Source organism: Mycobacterium sp. (assembly GCF_050701515.1).
In the GTDB taxonomy this organism is placed as follows: Bacteria; Actinomycetota; Actinomycetes; order Mycobacteriales; family Mycobacteriaceae; genus Mycobacterium.
Window position 1 is genome coordinate 1 of the sequence record NZ_JBOGDB010000268.1, and the last position, 14,692, is coordinate 14,692.

General features: G+C 67.2%; 16 protein-coding genes and 1 pseudogene. 8 read left to right on the forward strand and 9 right to left on the reverse strand.

Annotated features, from left to right (window positions below):
- Positions 1-74 precede the first annotated feature (74 nt).
- The gene (locus ACRDU5_RS20025; protein ID WP_526616599.1) at positions 75-986 is read left to right on the forward strand and encodes a COX15/CtaA family protein; all 912 of its coding nucleotides are present in this window, start codon (positions 75-77) and stop codon (positions 984-986) included.
- Here ACRDU5_RS20025 and ACRDU5_RS20030 read toward each other — a convergent pair.
- Entirely contained in the window at positions 936-1,874 is a 939-nt protein-coding gene (locus ACRDU5_RS20030) for an ATP-grasp domain-containing protein (RefSeq protein ID WP_526616577.1), read from the reverse strand. The genes ACRDU5_RS20025 and ACRDU5_RS20030 overlap by 51 nt on opposite strands.
- A gap of 21 nt (positions 1,875-1,895) precedes the next feature.
- On the opposite strand from ACRDU5_RS20030, the gene ACRDU5_RS20035 reads away from it, so the two are divergent.
- Positions 1,896-2,867, forward strand: a complete 972-nt coding sequence (locus tag ACRDU5_RS20035) for a quinone oxidoreductase family protein (RefSeq protein WP_526616579.1) — start codon at positions 1,896-1,898, stop codon at positions 2,865-2,867.
- A gap of 1 nt (position 2,868) precedes the next feature.
- Here ACRDU5_RS20035 and ACRDU5_RS20040 read toward each other — a convergent pair whose 3' ends face one another.
- Positions 2,869-3,801, reverse strand: coding sequence for a heme o synthase (locus ACRDU5_RS20040; RefSeq protein ID WP_526616580.1), 933 nt, complete (start codon positions 3,799-3,801; stop codon positions 2,869-2,871).
- Positions 3,802-3,996: 195 nt separating this feature from the next.
- On the opposite strand from ACRDU5_RS20040, the gene tkt reads away from it, so the two are divergent.
- The 5 genes from tkt to pgl are packed head-to-tail and all read left to right on the forward strand — an operon-like array spanning position 3,997 to position 10,442.
- A complete protein-coding gene (gene tkt, locus ACRDU5_RS20045; RefSeq protein WP_526616581.1) occupies positions 3,997-6,087 on the forward strand; it encodes a transketolase in 2,091 nt (696 codons plus the stop codon).
- Between the two features lie 17 nt (positions 6,088-6,104).
- Complete coding sequence (gene tal, locus ACRDU5_RS20050) at positions 6,105-7,238, forward strand: transaldolase (protein ID WP_526616582.1); 1,134 nt, start codon at positions 6,105-6,107, stop codon at positions 7,236-7,238.
- Positions 7,235-8,800 carry a glucose-6-phosphate dehydrogenase gene (zwf, locus tag ACRDU5_RS20055; protein WP_526616583.1) on the forward strand — a complete coding sequence of 522 codons (1,566 nt, stop codon included), beginning with the start codon at positions 7,235-7,237 and terminating at the stop codon, positions 8,798-8,800. The genes tal and zwf overlap by 4 nt, the downstream gene beginning before the upstream one ends.
- A complete protein-coding gene (opcA, locus tag ACRDU5_RS20060; RefSeq protein ID WP_526616601.1) occupies positions 8,797-9,708 on the forward strand; it encodes a glucose-6-phosphate dehydrogenase assembly protein OpcA in 912 nt (303 codons plus the stop codon). Before zwf ends, opcA begins: the two co-directional genes overlap by 4 nt.
- Positions 9,705-10,442 (forward strand): 6-phosphogluconolactonase, encoded by a 738-nt coding sequence (gene pgl, locus ACRDU5_RS20065; RefSeq protein WP_526616585.1) that lies wholly within the window; start codon positions 9,705-9,707, stop codon positions 10,440-10,442. The genes opcA and pgl overlap by 4 nt, the downstream gene beginning before the upstream one ends.
- On the opposite strand, the gene ACRDU5_RS20070 is transcribed toward pgl, so the two are convergent.
- The gene (locus ACRDU5_RS20070; protein WP_526616587.1) at positions 10,439-10,582 is read right to left on the reverse strand and encodes a hypothetical protein; all 144 of its coding nucleotides are present in this window, start codon (positions 10,580-10,582) and stop codon (positions 10,439-10,441) included. The genes pgl and ACRDU5_RS20070 overlap by 4 nt on opposite strands.
- A gap of 17 nt (positions 10,583-10,599) precedes the next feature.
- Here ACRDU5_RS20070 and ACRDU5_RS20075 point away from each other — a divergent pair, with 17 nt between their 5' ends.
- Positions 10,600-10,974, forward strand: coding sequence for an ATPase (locus tag ACRDU5_RS20075; RefSeq protein ID WP_526616588.1), 375 nt, complete (start codon positions 10,600-10,602; stop codon positions 10,972-10,974).
- Positions 10,975-10,977: 3 nt separating this feature from the next.
- Here ACRDU5_RS20075 and ACRDU5_RS20080 read toward each other — a convergent pair whose 3' ends face one another.
- The 6 genes and pseudogenes from ACRDU5_RS20080 to ACRDU5_RS20105 all read right to left on the reverse strand — a co-directional run.
- Positions 10,978-11,652, reverse strand: coding sequence for a hypothetical protein (locus ACRDU5_RS20080; protein ID WP_526616589.1), 675 nt, complete (start codon positions 11,650-11,652; stop codon positions 10,978-10,980).
- On the reverse strand, positions 11,649-11,879 hold the full coding sequence (locus ACRDU5_RS20085) for a hypothetical protein (protein ID WP_526616591.1): 231 nt from the start codon (positions 11,877-11,879) through the stop codon (positions 11,649-11,651). The genes ACRDU5_RS20080 and ACRDU5_RS20085 overlap by 4 nt, the downstream gene beginning before the upstream one ends.
- Before the next feature lie 50 nt (positions 11,880-11,929).
- A complete protein-coding gene (secG, locus tag ACRDU5_RS20090) occupies positions 11,930-12,163 on the reverse strand; it encodes a preprotein translocase subunit SecG (RefSeq protein ID WP_526616593.1) in 234 nt (77 codons plus the stop codon).
- 30 nt (positions 12,164-12,193) lie between these two features.
- The gene (gene tpiA / locus ACRDU5_RS20095) at positions 12,194-12,979 is read right to left on the reverse strand and encodes a triose-phosphate isomerase (protein WP_526616595.1); all 786 of its coding nucleotides are present in this window, start codon (positions 12,977-12,979) and stop codon (positions 12,194-12,196) included.
- Between the two features lie 33 nt (positions 12,980-13,012).
- On the reverse strand, positions 13,013-14,224 hold the full coding sequence (locus tag ACRDU5_RS20100) for a phosphoglycerate kinase (RefSeq protein ID WP_526616597.1): 1,212 nt from the start codon (positions 14,222-14,224) through the stop codon (positions 13,013-13,015).
- Between the two features lie 2 nt (positions 14,225-14,226).
- Positions 14,227-14,692, reverse strand: a pseudogene (locus ACRDU5_RS20105) (type I glyceraldehyde-3-phosphate dehydrogenase); the annotation flags it as partial.

The window sequence follows — 14,692 nt, forward strand, 5'->3', positions numbered from 1 at the left end:
CTGTAGTTCTGATCCTCTACGATCGTGCCGTGCCCGTCGGACGATTCTTTCTGCGGCTGGTGGATCGGCTGCCGATGCCGAGCCTGCGTACGCAGCGCATCATCGCCGCCGCGGTCATCCTGACCCAGGGCGGCATCGCCGTGACCGGAGCGATCGTCCGGGTCACCGCCTCCGGTCTGGGCTGCCCGACCTGGCCGCAGTGCTTCCCTGGCAGCTTCACTCCGGTGCCGCACCCCGAAATTCCCGGCATCCACCAGGCCGTCGAGTTCGGCAACCGGATGGTCACCTTCCTGGTCGTGCTGACCGCCGCACTGGCGGTGCTGGCGGTCACCCGTGCCCGCCGTCGCCGCGAGGTCCTGGTCTACGCGTGGCTGATGCCCGCGTCCACGGTGGCGCAGGCGGTGATCGGCGGCATCACGGTGTTGACCGGCCTGCTGTGGTGGACGGTGGCCATCCATCTGCTCGTCTCGATGGCGATGGTGTGGCTGGCCGTCCTGCTGTACGTGAAGATCGGCGAGCCCGACGACGGCGTGCCCGCGCCGCGGGTGCCGAAGCCGTTGCGCCAGTTGACGATTCTCACGGCGATCGTGTTGGCGGCACAACTCGTCAGCGGAACTCTGGTGACCGCGGCGGGACCGCACGCCGGGGACAAGAGCACCGAGCGCATTGTGCCGCGGCTGGAACTGGAGATCACCACGCTGGTCCACCTGCACTCGTCGCTGCTTGTTGCCTACCTGTCCCTGCTGGTCGGTCTCGGCTTCGCGCTGCTGGCCGTGCGCGCAGCTCGTCCGGTGCTGCTGCGGCTGGGCGCGCTGTTGGTCTTGGTGGTGGCCCAGGGCTTGGTCGGTACCGTTCAGTTCTTCACGGGTGTGCCCGCCGCGCTGGTGGCGATCCACGTCGCGGGCGCGGCCGCGTGCACGGCGGCCACCGCCGCGTTATGGGCGTCGATGCGAGAGCGGACCGAGCCCGAGCCGGTCCAACGCTGATTCCACCCCGAGCGCGAACGCGCGCTGCTGACCTGTCCGCGTCGTCGCGTCCAGCTGTCGCCAGCCCAGTGACGGCTCCACCAGCTCCAGTTCGAGCAGCACCGGATCGTCGGGCCCACCGATCACGTCGACCCGGGCGTACAGCAGATCGGTGGCGTTCATATTCAGGTGCGCGGCCGCCGCGTCCAGCGCGGCAAGGCCGACATCCCACAGCTCGAAGTCGGGGTCGGCGGGGGTGAGGGATTCCTCCGCGTAGGTGCCGGAATGGTCGAACACCGGCCGCTGACCGGCCGGCGGCAGGATCGGGGCCTTGGTGAACGCGTGCGACTGCTCCCCGGCGAGGAACACCAGCGCCGTCTCGCCGTCCTGCACCCTGGCGTCGTACGGCTGGATCAGCACGGTGCTGCCGGCGGCATGCAGCGCGGCGACGTGCTCACGCGCGGACGCACGGTCGGTAAACCGTTGCGCGCCCACCGATCCGGCACCGATGGCCGGTTTCACCACCACCTCCCCCGCCGGCACCCGCACCCGCTGACCGGGCGCGAAGAAGTGGCTCGGCACCGTCGGCACGCCGGCGTCCGCGAGGTCGGCGAGGTAGCGCTTGTCGGTGTTCCACGCCACCACGGCGGGTGCGTTCAACAAATGCTGGACGCGGGTACCCCAGGCAAGGAATTCGTCCAACCGGTCGATGTAGTCCCAGGTTGCCCGCAGGATTACCAGGTCGGCGCGCAGCGTCTCCGGGTCATCCCAGGACAGCCACCGGGCCTGCAGCCCCCGCTTGCGCAGCGCCGAGACCAGTTCGGCGTCGTCGCCGTCGCCCTCGGGCAGCGCGGGGCAGCCGGCGAGCACGATCCGGGGATGACGAACGTCGGGCCGGGCAAGTTTCATGTCGTTGGGGATGATAGTCAAATGCACGCCATTGAAGTCGCCGAGACCGGCGGACCCGAAGTCCTGCAATACGTCGACAAGCCGCTGCCCGCCCCCGGATCCGGCGAGGTGCTGATCAAGGCCGAGGCGATCGGCGTCAACTTCATAGACACCTACTTCCGGTCCGGGCAGTACCCGCGGGAACTTCCGTTCATCGTGGGCCTCGAGGTGTGCGGGACCGTCGAGGCGCTCGGTGACGAAGTCGCCGCGCTGGCGGTCGGCGATCGGGTGGTCACCGCGCAAGCAGACGGCAGCTACGCCGAATACAGCACTGCCCCAGCCGATTTCGTTGCGTACGTACCGGAGGGCGTCGGCTCTGACGTCGCCGCCTCAGCACTTCTGAAGGGCATGACCGCCCATTACCTGATCAAGTCGGTCTATCCGGTCCAACAGGGCGACAGCGTTCTGGTGCACGCCGGCGCGGGCGGCGTCGGCTTGATCCTCACGCAGTGGGCAACCAGCCTGGCCGCGCGGGTCATCACCACGGTGTCGACGCCGGAGAAGGCCGAGTTGTCGCGCACCGCGGGCGCGGCGGAGGTGCTCGACTATCCGGAGGACCCCGAAGAATTCGGCGCCAGAGTCAAAGACCTCACCGACGGCGGTGTCGCGGCCGTCTACGACGGTGTCGGCGCGTCCACCTTCGACGCCAGCCTGGCAAGCCTCGCGGTTCGCGGGACTCTTGTGCTGTTCGGCGCGTCCAGCGGACCCGTCCCGCCGGTCGACCCGCAGCGGCTCAACGCGGCCGGTTCGCTGTACCTGACCAGGCCGACATTGGTCCATTACACTCGTACATCTGACGAATTCTCTTGGCGTGCAGGAGAATTGCTCGATGCGATCGCGGAGGGCACGATCAACGTGACGGTCAGTGAGCGCTACCGGCTGCAGGACGCCGATCAGGCCCACCGCGACTTGCAGGGCCGCAAGACCGTCGGCTCCATCGTGCTGGTGCCCTGAGTTACCGGCCCAGCAGCGTCGGCAGCGCCAGCGCCGAGTCGATGGCCAGCGCGCAGAACACCACGGCCAGATAGTTGTTGGACTGCAGGAACAGCCGCAGCGGCTTGATCGGCTCGCCGCGACGCACCCCCGCGTAGAGCTGGTGGGCCATCACCAGGAACCACGCACCGGCCAGCAGCGCGACCGACGCATACAGCCACCCGGCCGCCAGCGTCAGCGCCAACGTGGCCAGCACCGTCAGCCAGGTGTAGATCATGATCTGCTTGGTGACCTGCCGCTCGGTCGCGACCGCCGGCAGCATCGGCACCCCGGCCGCGCGGTAGTCGTCCTTGTAGCGCATTGCCAGCGCCCAGGTGTGCGGCGGCGTCCAGAAGAAGATGATCGCGAACATCACCAGGGCGGGCCATTGGATGGTCCCGGTGACCGCCGACCAGCCGATCATTACCGGCATGCAGCCGGCCGCGCCGCCCCACACGACGTTCTGGGACGTACGCCGCTTGAGCAACAGCGTGTAGACGAGTACGTAGAAAGCGATCGTCGCCCCCGCGAGATGCGCCGACAGCAGGTTCGTCGTCCACCACAACCAGAAGAACGAGCCGACGGATAGCGCGAGCCCGAACACCAGCGCATGACTTCGAGGCACGGTGTCCCGGGCCAGCGGCCTGCGCTCGGTGCGCTTCATCATCTTGTCGATGTCGGCATCGGCCACGCAGTTCAGCGTGTTGGCGCCTGCGGCCGCCAGCAGCCCGCCCACCAGCGTGTTGAGGATCAGCAGCGGGTCAACTGTGCCGCGGTGGGCCAGCAGCATGGCCGGAATCGTGGTGACGAGCAGGAGCTCGATCACCCGCGGCTTCGTCAATGCCAGATAGCCGAGGAGCGTGGTGCGTGTCCGGTTCGGCGCCCCATTTATGGGGCTGCCTTCGCGAATGCTCACGCAAGTAACTCCTAATAAATGGCGCCTGCGCCCGGTCTTCTACTACAGACGATGGTAGACCGCGGGCCGCACCGGGACCTAGCAGGGTCGATTCGTAAATGAGCGGGTACGCGGCCTGCGGCGATCACGCGAGCGGCACTAGGGTGTGGGTGGACCAGGCTTGCCGGCCCCCTGTCGATCAAGGAGTTGCGCATCGTGACCACAGTCGAAGAGATCTCCGCGCTGACCCGCCCGAACCACCCCGACGATTGGACCGACCTGGATTCGACCGCGGTGGACACCGTTCGGGTGCTGGCGGCCGACGCGGTGCACAAGACCGGCAACGGTCATCCCGGCACGGCGATGAGCCTGGCGCCGCTGGCGTACACGCTGTTTCAGCGGCAGATGCGCCACGACCCCAGCGACGAGCACTGGCTGGGCCGCGACCGCTTCGTGCTGTCGGCCGGGCACAGCAGCCTGACGCTGTACATCCAGCTGTACCTGGGCGGGTTCGGGCTGGAGCTGACCGACATCGAGTCATTGCGGACCTGGGGGTCGAAGACGCCCGGCCATCCGGAGTTCCGCCATACCAAGGGTGTGGAGATCACCACCGGCCCGCTGGGCCAGGGCCTCGCCTCGGCGGTCGGGATGGCGATGGCGTCGCGCTACGAGCGCGGGCTGTTCGACCCGGACGCCGCGCCCGGCACCAGCCCGTTCGACCACTACATATATGTCATCGCGTCCGACGGCGACATGGAGGAGGGAGTGACGTCGGAGGCGTCCTCGCTGGCCGGCACCCAGCAACTCGGCAACCTCATCGTGTTCTACGACCGCAACCAGATCTCGATCGAGGACGACACCGACATCGCGTTGAGCGAGGACACCCCGGCCCGGTACCGGGCGTACGGCTGGCACGTGCAGGAGGTCGAGGGCGGCGAGAACGTGGTCGGCATCGATGAAGCGATCGCCGAGGCCAAAGCCGTCACCGACAAGCCGTCGTTCATCGCAATCCGCACCGTGATCGGCTATCCGGCGCCGAACAAGATGAACACCGGCAAGGCCCACGGATCGGACCTGGGCGCCGAGGAAGTCGCCGCCGTCAAGAGCATTCTCGGGTTCGACCCGGACAAGACGTTCGAGGTGCGCGACGACGTGCTCGCGCACACCCGCGAGCTGGTGGCCCGCGGCAAGGAAGCCCACGAGATGTGGCAGCTCGAGTTCGACGCCTGGGCTGAACGTGAGTCCGAGCGCAAGAAGCTGCTGGACCGGCTGCTGGCGCAGGAATTGCCCGAAGGCTGGGACGCCGACCTGACTCATTGGGAGCCCGGGTCCAAGGCGCTGGCCACTCGCGCAGCGTTCGGCCAGGTGCTGAACGACATCGCGCCGAAACTGCCCGAGCTGTGGGGCGGCTCGGCCGACCTCGCCGGCAGCAACAACACCACGATCAAGGATGTGCGATCCTTTGGGCCGCCGTCGATTTCGACCAAGGAGTTCACCGCGGACTGGTATGGCCGGGTTCTGCACTTCGGGGTCCGGGAGCACGCGATGGGCGCGATCCTGTCCGGCATCGTGTTGCACGGACCGACCCGCGCGTTCGGCGGCACATTCCTGCAGTTCTCCGACTACATGCGTGCGGGGGTTCGGCTCGCGTCGTTGATGGACATCGACACCATCTACATATGGACCCACGACTCGATCGGGCTGGGCGAGGACGGCCCCACCCATCAACCCATCGAGCATCTGGCCGCGCTGCGGGCCATTCCGAACCTGTCGGTGGTGCGACCCGGTGACGCGAACGAGACCGCATACGCCTGGCGGGCCATCGTCGCGCAAGGCGCCAGCAGCGGCCCGGTTGGATTCATCCTTACCCGCCAGGGCATTCCGGTGCTGGAGGGCACCAGCAGCGAGGGAGTGGCCAAGGGTGGCTACGTACTCGGCCGCATCCCCGACGAACTACCGGATGTGGCGCTCATCGCCACCGGATCCGAGCTGCAGCTGGCGGTGGAGGCGCAGAAGATATTGGCGGACAAGGGAATCACCGCCACGGTGGTGTCAATGCCGTGCGTCGAATGGTTCGAGTCCCAGCCGGTCGAATACCGCGACAGCGTGCTGCCGCCGGCGGTATCGGCACGGGTCGCGGTCGAGGCTGCCGTCGCGCAGAGCTGGTACAAGCTCGTCGGCGACACCGGCGAGATCGTGTCCATCGAGCACTACGGGGCGTCGGCCGACGACAAGACCCTGTTCCGGGAGTACGGGTTCACCCCCGAGGCCGTCGTGGCCGCCGCCGAACGATCACTGGACAACTAGCAGAAGGGCTGACTGGCATGACTGAGTCCAATCCCAATCTCGCGACTTTGACGGCTGCGGGAGTCTCCATTTGGCTGGATGACCTCTCCCGAGACCGGTTGCGCACCGGCAGTTTACAGGAATTGATCGACACCAAGTCTGTCGTCGGCGTCACCACCAACCCGACGATCTTCCAGCTGGCGCTGTCCAAGGGGCACGCCTACGACGACCAGGTCGCCGAGCTGGCCGAGCGCGGTGCCGACGTCGACGCCGCAATTCGCACCGTCACCACCGACGACGTGCGGGAGGCCTGCGATGTGCTGCGCCCGCAGTGGGAGGCCTCCGACGGCGTCGACGGCAGGGTGTCGATCGAGGTCGACCCGCGGCTGGCGCACGACACCGACAAGACCATCCTGCAGGCGATCGAGCTGTGGAAGATCGTTGACCGGCCCAATCTGTTCATCAAGATTCCCGCCACCCTGGCCGGACTTCCGGCGATCACCGCGGTGCTCGCCGAGGGCATCTCGGTCAACGTGACGTTGATCTTCTCCGTGGAACGGCACCGGGCGGTGATGGACGCCTACCTCGCCGGCTTGGAAGCAGCCAAGGAGGGTGGCCACGATGTGTCCAAGATCCATTCCGTCGCATCGTTCTTCGTGTCCCGGGTGGACACCGAGATCGACAAGCGGCTGGAGACGATAGCCAGGGACAGCGACAAAGAACAGGCGCTGGCGCTGCGCGGACAGGCCGGTGTAGCCAACGCTCGGCTGGCGTACGCGGCATATGAGGAGGTGTTCGTGGGCGGCGACCGCTTCGAAGCCCTCAAGGCCGACGGCGCGCGGGTGCAACGGCCGCTATGGGCGTCCACCGGGGTCAAGAATCCGGACTACTCCGACACGTTGTATGTCACCGAACTGGTCGCGCCGAACACGGTCAACACCATGCCGGAGAAGACGATGGACGCGGTCGCCGATCACGGCGTGATCAAGGGCGACACCGTCACCGGTACCGCGGACGCCGCCCAACAGATCTTCGACGAGCTCTCAGGGGTCGGGATCGACCTGCCGGACGTCTTCAAGGTGCTCGAGGACGAGGGAGTGGAGAAGTTCGAGAAGTCTTGGCTTGAGCTGCTCGACGAGACACAGGCTCAGCTCGACTCCGCGAAGAAATGAGTGCGGCGAGCAAGTCTGTCGAGATTTCGGCCGCGCCGTCCGGTTGGCGTAACCCGCTGCGGGACAAGCGGGATAAGCGGATGCCGCGCATCGCGGGTCCATGCGGTGTGGTGATATTCGGCGTCACCGGCGATCTGGCTCGCAAGAAGCTGATGCCGGCGATCTACGACCTGGCCAACCGCGGGCTGCTGCCGGCCACCTTCGCCCTCGTCGGGTTCGCCCGAAGGGATTGGGCTCACGAGGATTTCGGCAAGATCGTCTACGAAGCGGTCAAGCAGCATGCCCGCACACCGTTCCGGCAGGAGGTATGGGACCGGCTGGCCGAGGGAATCCGGTTCGTGCAGGGCACCTTCGACGACGAAAAGGCGTTCCAACGGCTGGCCGAAACACTGGAGAAGCTCGATGCCGAGCGCGGCACCGGCGGCAATCACGCCTTCTACCTGTCGATCCCGCCGAAGGCGTTTCAAACGGTGTGCGAGCAGTTGCAGAAATCCGGGCTGGCCCGCCCGCAGGACGGGAGGTGGAGCCGGGTTGTCATCGAAAAACCCTTCGGCCATGACCTGCAGAGCGCCCGCGAACTCAATGCGGTGGTCAACAGCGTCTTTCCGGAGGAGTCGGTGTTCCGTATCGACCACTACCTCGGTAAGGAAACCGTCCAGAACATCCTGGCGCTGCGGTTCGCCAACGAGTTGTACGAACCGGTGTGGAACGCAAACTTCGTCGACCACGTGCAGATCACCATGGCCGAGGACATCGGCCTGGGCGGACGGGGTGGTTACTACGACGGTGTCGGAGCGGCCCGTGATGTGATCCAGAACCATCTCATGCAGTTGATGGCGCTGACGGCGATGGAGGAACCGGTCAACTTCAGTCCGCACGAGCTGCAGGCCGAAAAGGTCAAGGTGCTCTCGGCCACCCAGCCAATGCAGCCGCTGGATGAGACCACCGCGCGTGGTCAGTACACCGCCGGCTGGCAGGGCAGCGAGCAGGTACCAGGCCTGCTCGAGGAGGAAGGCTTCTCCAAGGATTCCAAGACCGAAACCTTCGCCGCGATCACGCTGGAGGTGGACACCCGGCGCTGGGCCGGCGTGCCGTTCTTCCTGCGAACCGGAAAACGCCTGGGGCGCAGGGTCACCGAGATCGCGCTGGTGTTCAAGCGGGCGCCACACCTGCCGTTCGACACAACCATGACCGAGGAACTCGGCAAGAACGCGTTGGTGATCCGGGTCCAGCCGGACGAAGGCATCACGCTGCGGTTCGGGTCGAAGGTGCCCGGCAGCCAGATGGAGGTCCGCGACGTCAACATGGACTTCTCCTACGGGGCGGCGTTCGCCGAGGACTCCCCCGAGGCGTACGAGCGGTTGATCCTCGACGTGCTGCTCGGCGAGCCGTCGCTGTTCCCGGTCAACCAGGAAGTCGAATTGTCTTGGGAAATACTCGATCCCGTACTCGACGACTGGGCCGAGCACGGCAGGCCCGAACCGTATGAGGCCGGGACCTGGGGGCCGCCTTCGGCGTTCGAAATGATCGGCCGAATGGGCCGGGAATGGAGGCGGCCGTGATCGTCAATTTGCCCGGCGCCAACACCAACGACATCAACAAGAAGATCATCAGCCTCCGCGAAGAGGGCGGCGCGGTCACGATGGGCCGGGTGCTGACGCTGGTCATCGCGCCGGACACGGAGGACATTCTCGAGGACTCCGTCGAGGCGGCGAACTTCGCCAGCCGCGAGCATCCGTGCCGGGTGATCGTGGTGGTGGCGGGCGACCGCAAAGCGCCGGAACCGCGGCTGGACGCAGAGATCCGCGTTGGCGCCGACGCCGGCGCGGGAGAAGTCGTGGTATTGCGGTTGTTCGGTGAGCTCGCCGACCACGCCAGCAGCGTGGTGCTGCCGTTCTTGCTGCCCGACACCCCGGTGGTGGCCTGGTGGCCGGCGGGCGCACCCGCGGTACCCGCGCAGGACCAGTTGGGCCAGTTGGCGATTCGCCGCATCACCGACGCCACCAACAGCAGCGACCCGTTGGCGGCAATCAAGAGCCGGCTGCAGGGCTATACCGACGGCGATACCGATCTGGCGTGGAGCCGCATCACGTACTGGCGCGCGCTGCTGGCATCGGCAATCGACCAGCCACCGTTCGAGCCGATCGGCTCGGCGTTGGTGTCGGGCCTGAAGACCGAACCCGCGCTCGACATCCTGGCGGGGTGGCTGGCCAGTCAGATCGACGGTCCGGTAAAGCGGGCGGTGGGCGAATTGAAGATCGAACTGCACCGCCCCAGCGAAACGGTGACGCTCAGCCGCCCGCAGACCGGGGTGACCGCGACGCTGAGCCGCTCCGGACGGCCCGCCGCGCGGATCCCGTTGGCGCGCAGGGACGCCAAGGAATGCCTTGCCGAGGACCTGCGCCGGCTGGACGGCGACGAGATCTTCTTCGAGGCGCTCGAGGGCATCGACAAGGTGCAGTACGTGTGAGCACTATCGTCGAGACCCACCCCGGCAAGGCGGAACTCGTTGCCGCCGCGGGAGATCGGCTGATCAATGCCATCACCGCTGCGGTCGCTGCCCGCGGTCGGGCGATGGTCGTGCTGACCGGAGGCGGCACCGGCATCGGTCTGCTCGAGCGCGTCCGCGAAAACGGCGGTCAGATCGACTGGTCGAAGGTGCATGTGTTCTGGGGCGACGACCGTTACGTCGCAGAGGACGACGACGATCGCAACGATAAGCAGGCACGCGAGGCACTGCTGGACCACATCGACATTCCGGCGCGCAATGTGCACGCGATGCCGGCCGGCGACGGCGAATTCGGTGACGATTTGGACGCCGCGGCGCTGGCGTACGACCATGTCCTGGCCGCCAACGCCGACGAGGGCGAACCCGCGCCCGATTTCGACGTCCACCTGCTGGGCATGGGCGGCGAGGGGCACGTCAACTCACTGTTCCCGCACACGCCGGCGGTCCGCGAAACCAGCCGGCTGGTGGTTGGCGTCCCCGACTCCCCCAAGCCGCCGCCGCGGCGAATCACCTTGACATTGCCCGCCGTTGCGCGGTCGCGGGAGGTGTGGCTGGTGGTGTCCGGCGCCGAGAAAGCCGATGCGGTCGCCGCGGCGATCGGCGGTGCCGATCCCGTCGACGTGCCCGCCGCCGGCGCAACCGGCCGGGAAGCCACGGTGTGGCTGCTCGACGAGGACGCCGCGGGCGGGCTCTAATCCGCCCTGTCGGCGTGCCCGTCGGCGTATCCGGCGGCGTATTCGTCCTGATCGATCGGCCCATCCGAGCGGGGCCGGGTGTCGCAATAGGGCCGCATACCGAAGTCAGACGACCACTCGGGCCCGACGGTTCCGGCCATGTGGTCAAATGACCGTCATGGCAGACAAGGGTGGCAAGACCGGTGCCCGCAGTGGTCGGGAGCGGATCCAGAAGCTCGCGCAGGCGGCGCTCAACGCCGATGTCACGGTGGATCAGGTCGACACCATCCTGGCCGGTTTGGCTGAGTCGTTGACCAATCTGGACAACTCCACGGGGAATCTCGACGCGACATTGGAGCGTTTCAACGACACCATCAACCGGATCAACGAACTCGCACCGCGCCTCAACGCGGTGGTCGACCGCCTCGAGGGCATCGTCGAGCGCGTCGAACGCATCGTAGGAGTCGGCGAAGCCGCAGTCGCACCTCTCGCTGCGACCGAATCCGCGGTGCGCGGCGCAATCAACGCGGTGCGGCGCAGCACCCGCCGGTAGCGACTACCCGCCGCCCAGCACCGGTGGCGAAACCTTGGGCAGTGGGCCGATCAGCTCGTTGCCGTTGTCGATGCTGATCAGGAAGCCTGGCGTCCGGCGCGCCCCGCCGTCGTCGCGGCTGAAGGCGCCGGGAGAGGCCGCACCCATCAGCGGCAGGTACGGGATCCCGCCACGCGCCTGACCGGCCGGCATTGGGTGGGCGGGCGCGGCCGGCGGCACCGCGGACGTCGTCGCCGCATTCGCCGACGCCGGCGGTAGCGGGTTTGAGGCATCCGGCACAGCGCGCATCGTCGGCGCCGGCGACGGACTCGCGGCGGCGTGCGTGGGTGCGACGACACCGTGCTCGTCAATGCCGTTGCGGTGGCTTGTCATCGGAGTCGCCGGGTTCAGCGGGTTCAGCGGGTTCAGTGGATTCAGGGGGCCGGAGCCGGCGGGGACGGTGGCGACAGGTACCGCCGGTGCAGCGAGGGCAGGCATCGGCGGCACCGACATGCCGGGAAAGGAAGGACACCCGGCCAGCCCGTCCAGGGCCTCGGATATGTAGCGACGCAACGCTTCCAGCGCCCGCCGACCGGCATCACCGCGCCAGGACCGCTCGAGTTGACGCGTCGCGTCCTCGTCCAGGCGAATGAACACCGCTCGGGCGTCGTCGAGCATGCGCCGCACGCCGGCCGTCATGACGAGTACCGGTCGCCGCCGCCGCGATCGGCTTCACCGTAGGCCGCGTCGACGGAGCGGAATCGGACCCCGAACTCGTTCAGGTTCTCGGCGTGCCGCCCCAACAGTTCTCGGAGCGGCTCGTCGTCGAGTTGGGCTGCAAGTTCGGCTAATTCGTCGGCGGCGTCGTCACACAATGCGGCGGCGTCGTGACCGGCACCGGGCTCGACGTGCAAGGGGTCAGGCATACACGTTCCGACGCGCACGCAGCGGCGACGGTTCCTGGTCGTGTTCGTGGTTAGGCGTACTTGATCTGCAGGGCGACGGCGATGATGGACACCACCCAGATGCCGGTGACGAAGAACGTCAGCCGGTCGAGGTTCTTCTCCACCACGGTCGACCCCGACAGGCTGGACTGAACGCCGCCGCCGAACAGGGAGGACAGGCCGCCACCCTTGGCGCGATGCAGCAGCACCAGCAGGATCACCAGGACACTGGTGACAACCAGACAGATCTGCAGGGCCAATTCCATGGCCGCCAGACTACAGGCAGATCCTGCTCATCACGGAAGCGGCCCACCAGCGGCGATGGCCGACAGGGTGGCGAACTGCTCGCCGTCCAGCGACGCGCCGCCGACCAGGGCGCCGTCCACATCCTCCTGGGCGACGATCTCGGCGACGTTCTTGGCGTTCACCGAGCCGCCGTAGAGCACCCGCACGCCGGCCGCGAGCCCCGGCGACGCCAGCTTGCCGAGTTCGTCGCGGATGGCCTTGCACACCTCCTGCGCGTCGGCGGCGCCGGCCACCCGGCCGGTGCCGATCGCCCACACCGGCTCATAGGCGATCACGACCTTGCCGATTGTTTCGGTGGACAAACCCGCCAGCGAGCCCTGCAGCATGTCGATGTTGTGTTCGACGTGGTTACCGGCCTCGCGGACCTCGAGCTGCTCGCCGATGCACACGATCGGGATCAGGTCGTGCCGGAAGGCCGCGGCGGCCTTCGCTGCCACCAGCGCGTCGTCCTCGGCGTGGTAGGTGCGGCGCTCGGAGTGCCCGACGACCACATACGTGCAGCCCAGCTTGGCCAGGAAGGCGCCACTGATGTCGCCGGTGTAGGCGCCATCATCGTGCTGCGAGAGGTCCTGCGCGCCGTAGGTCAGCCGCAACTTGTCGCCGTCGACCAGCGTCTGCACGCTGCGCAGGTCGGTGAACGGCGGGAGCACGGAAACGTCGACCTTGTCGAAGTACTTGTCCGGCAGCGAAAACGCGATCTTCTGTACCAAGGCGATCGCTTCGAAATGGTTGAGGTTCATCTTCCAGTTGCCGGCGATCAGCGGCTTGCGGCTCACAGCGATGAGCCTCTCGGGCGAAGAGCAGACATTCTAGTTCAGTACCTCCAGGCCGGGCAGTGTCTTGCCCTCAAGGTATTCCAGCGACGCCCCGCCGCCGGTGGAAATGTGAGAGAAGCCGTCCTCGGGCAGGTCGAGTTGCCGAACGGCGGCCGCCGAATCACCTCCGCCGACGACGCTGAACGCGCCCTTGGCGGTCGCGCCGCTGATGGCCTCGGCGACGCCCTTGGTGCCCGCGGCGAATGCCGGGAATTCGAACACCCCCATCGGCCCGTTCCAGAAGATCGTCTGCGCGTTGGACAGCAGCGCGGTGAATCTCTCGACCGAACCGGGCCCGATGTCCAGGCCCATCTTGTCGTCGGGGATCCGGTCGGCCGGCACCGTCTCGGAAGGCGAATCTGCGGCGAACTCGTCGGCCACCACGATATCGACGGGCACGTGGATCACGTCGCCATAGGTCTCCAGCAACTTGCGGCAAGTGTCGACCATGCCTTCTTCAAGCAGCGAGGTGCCGACCGAAACACCTTGCGAGGCAAGGAAGGTGAAGCACATGCCGCCGCCGATGACGAGACTGTCGGCTTTCTCCGCAAGCGCCTCGATGACCGCCAGCTTGTCGGACACCTTGGAGCCCCCGAGCACCACCGCGTACGGACGATCGGTGGAACTGGTCAACTTCTCCAGCACCGCCACCTCGGTGGCCACCAGCTTGCCCGCGTAGTGCGGCAATAGCTTCGCCACGTCGTACACCGAGGCCTGCTTGCGGTGCACCACACCGAAGCCGTCGGAGACGAAAGCGCCGTCGTCACCGACCAATTCGACGAGCTGCTTGGCCAGGGCTTGGCGTTCGCTGTCGTCCTTACTGGTTTCGCGCGGGTCGAACCGGATGTTCTCCAGCAACAGGATGTCGCCATCGGTGAGCCCCTCGGCGCGGGCCAGCGCATCGGGTCCCACCACATCGCGGGCCAGCTGCACGTGCCTGCCCAGCTGCTCGCCCAGCGTCGCTGCTACCGGCGCCAGGGACAGCTTCGGGTCCGGTCCGCCCTCGGGCCGGCCCAGGTGCGCGGTCACCACCACCTTGGCGCCGGCATCCGAGAGCTCCCGCAGCGTCGGCACCGACGCGGTGATCCGGCCGGGGTCGCTGATGCTGCCGTCGTCCTCGAGCGGGACGTTGAGGTCGGATCGAACCAGCACGCCGCGACCCGAAACCCCTTCCGCCAGAAGGTCGTCGAGTGTGCGAACGGCCACGGTTACAGCGACTTGCCGACCAGTGCGACCAGGTCGACGATGCGGTTGGAGTAGCCCCACTCGTTGTCGTACCAGGCCACCACCTTGGCCTGGTTGTCGATCACCTTGGTGAGGCCGGAGTCGAACAGCGAGCTATGCGGGTCGGTGACGATGTCGCTCGACACGATCGGGGCGTCGTAGTACTTCAGGATGCCCTTGAGTGGACCGTCCGCAGCGGCCTTGAACGCCGCGTTGATCTCCTCGACGCTGGCCGGCTTCGAAATTTCGGCGGTCAGGTCGGTCACCGAGCCGGTGGGGATCGGCACCCGCAGCGCGTAGCCGTCTAGCTTGCCCTTGAGTTCGGGCAGCACCAGGCCGATGGCCTTGGCCGCGCCGATGGAGGTCGGCACGATGTTGATTGCGGCGGCCCGGGCACGACGCAGGTCCTTGTGCGGGCCGTCCTGCAGGTTCTGGTCCTGGGTGTAGGCG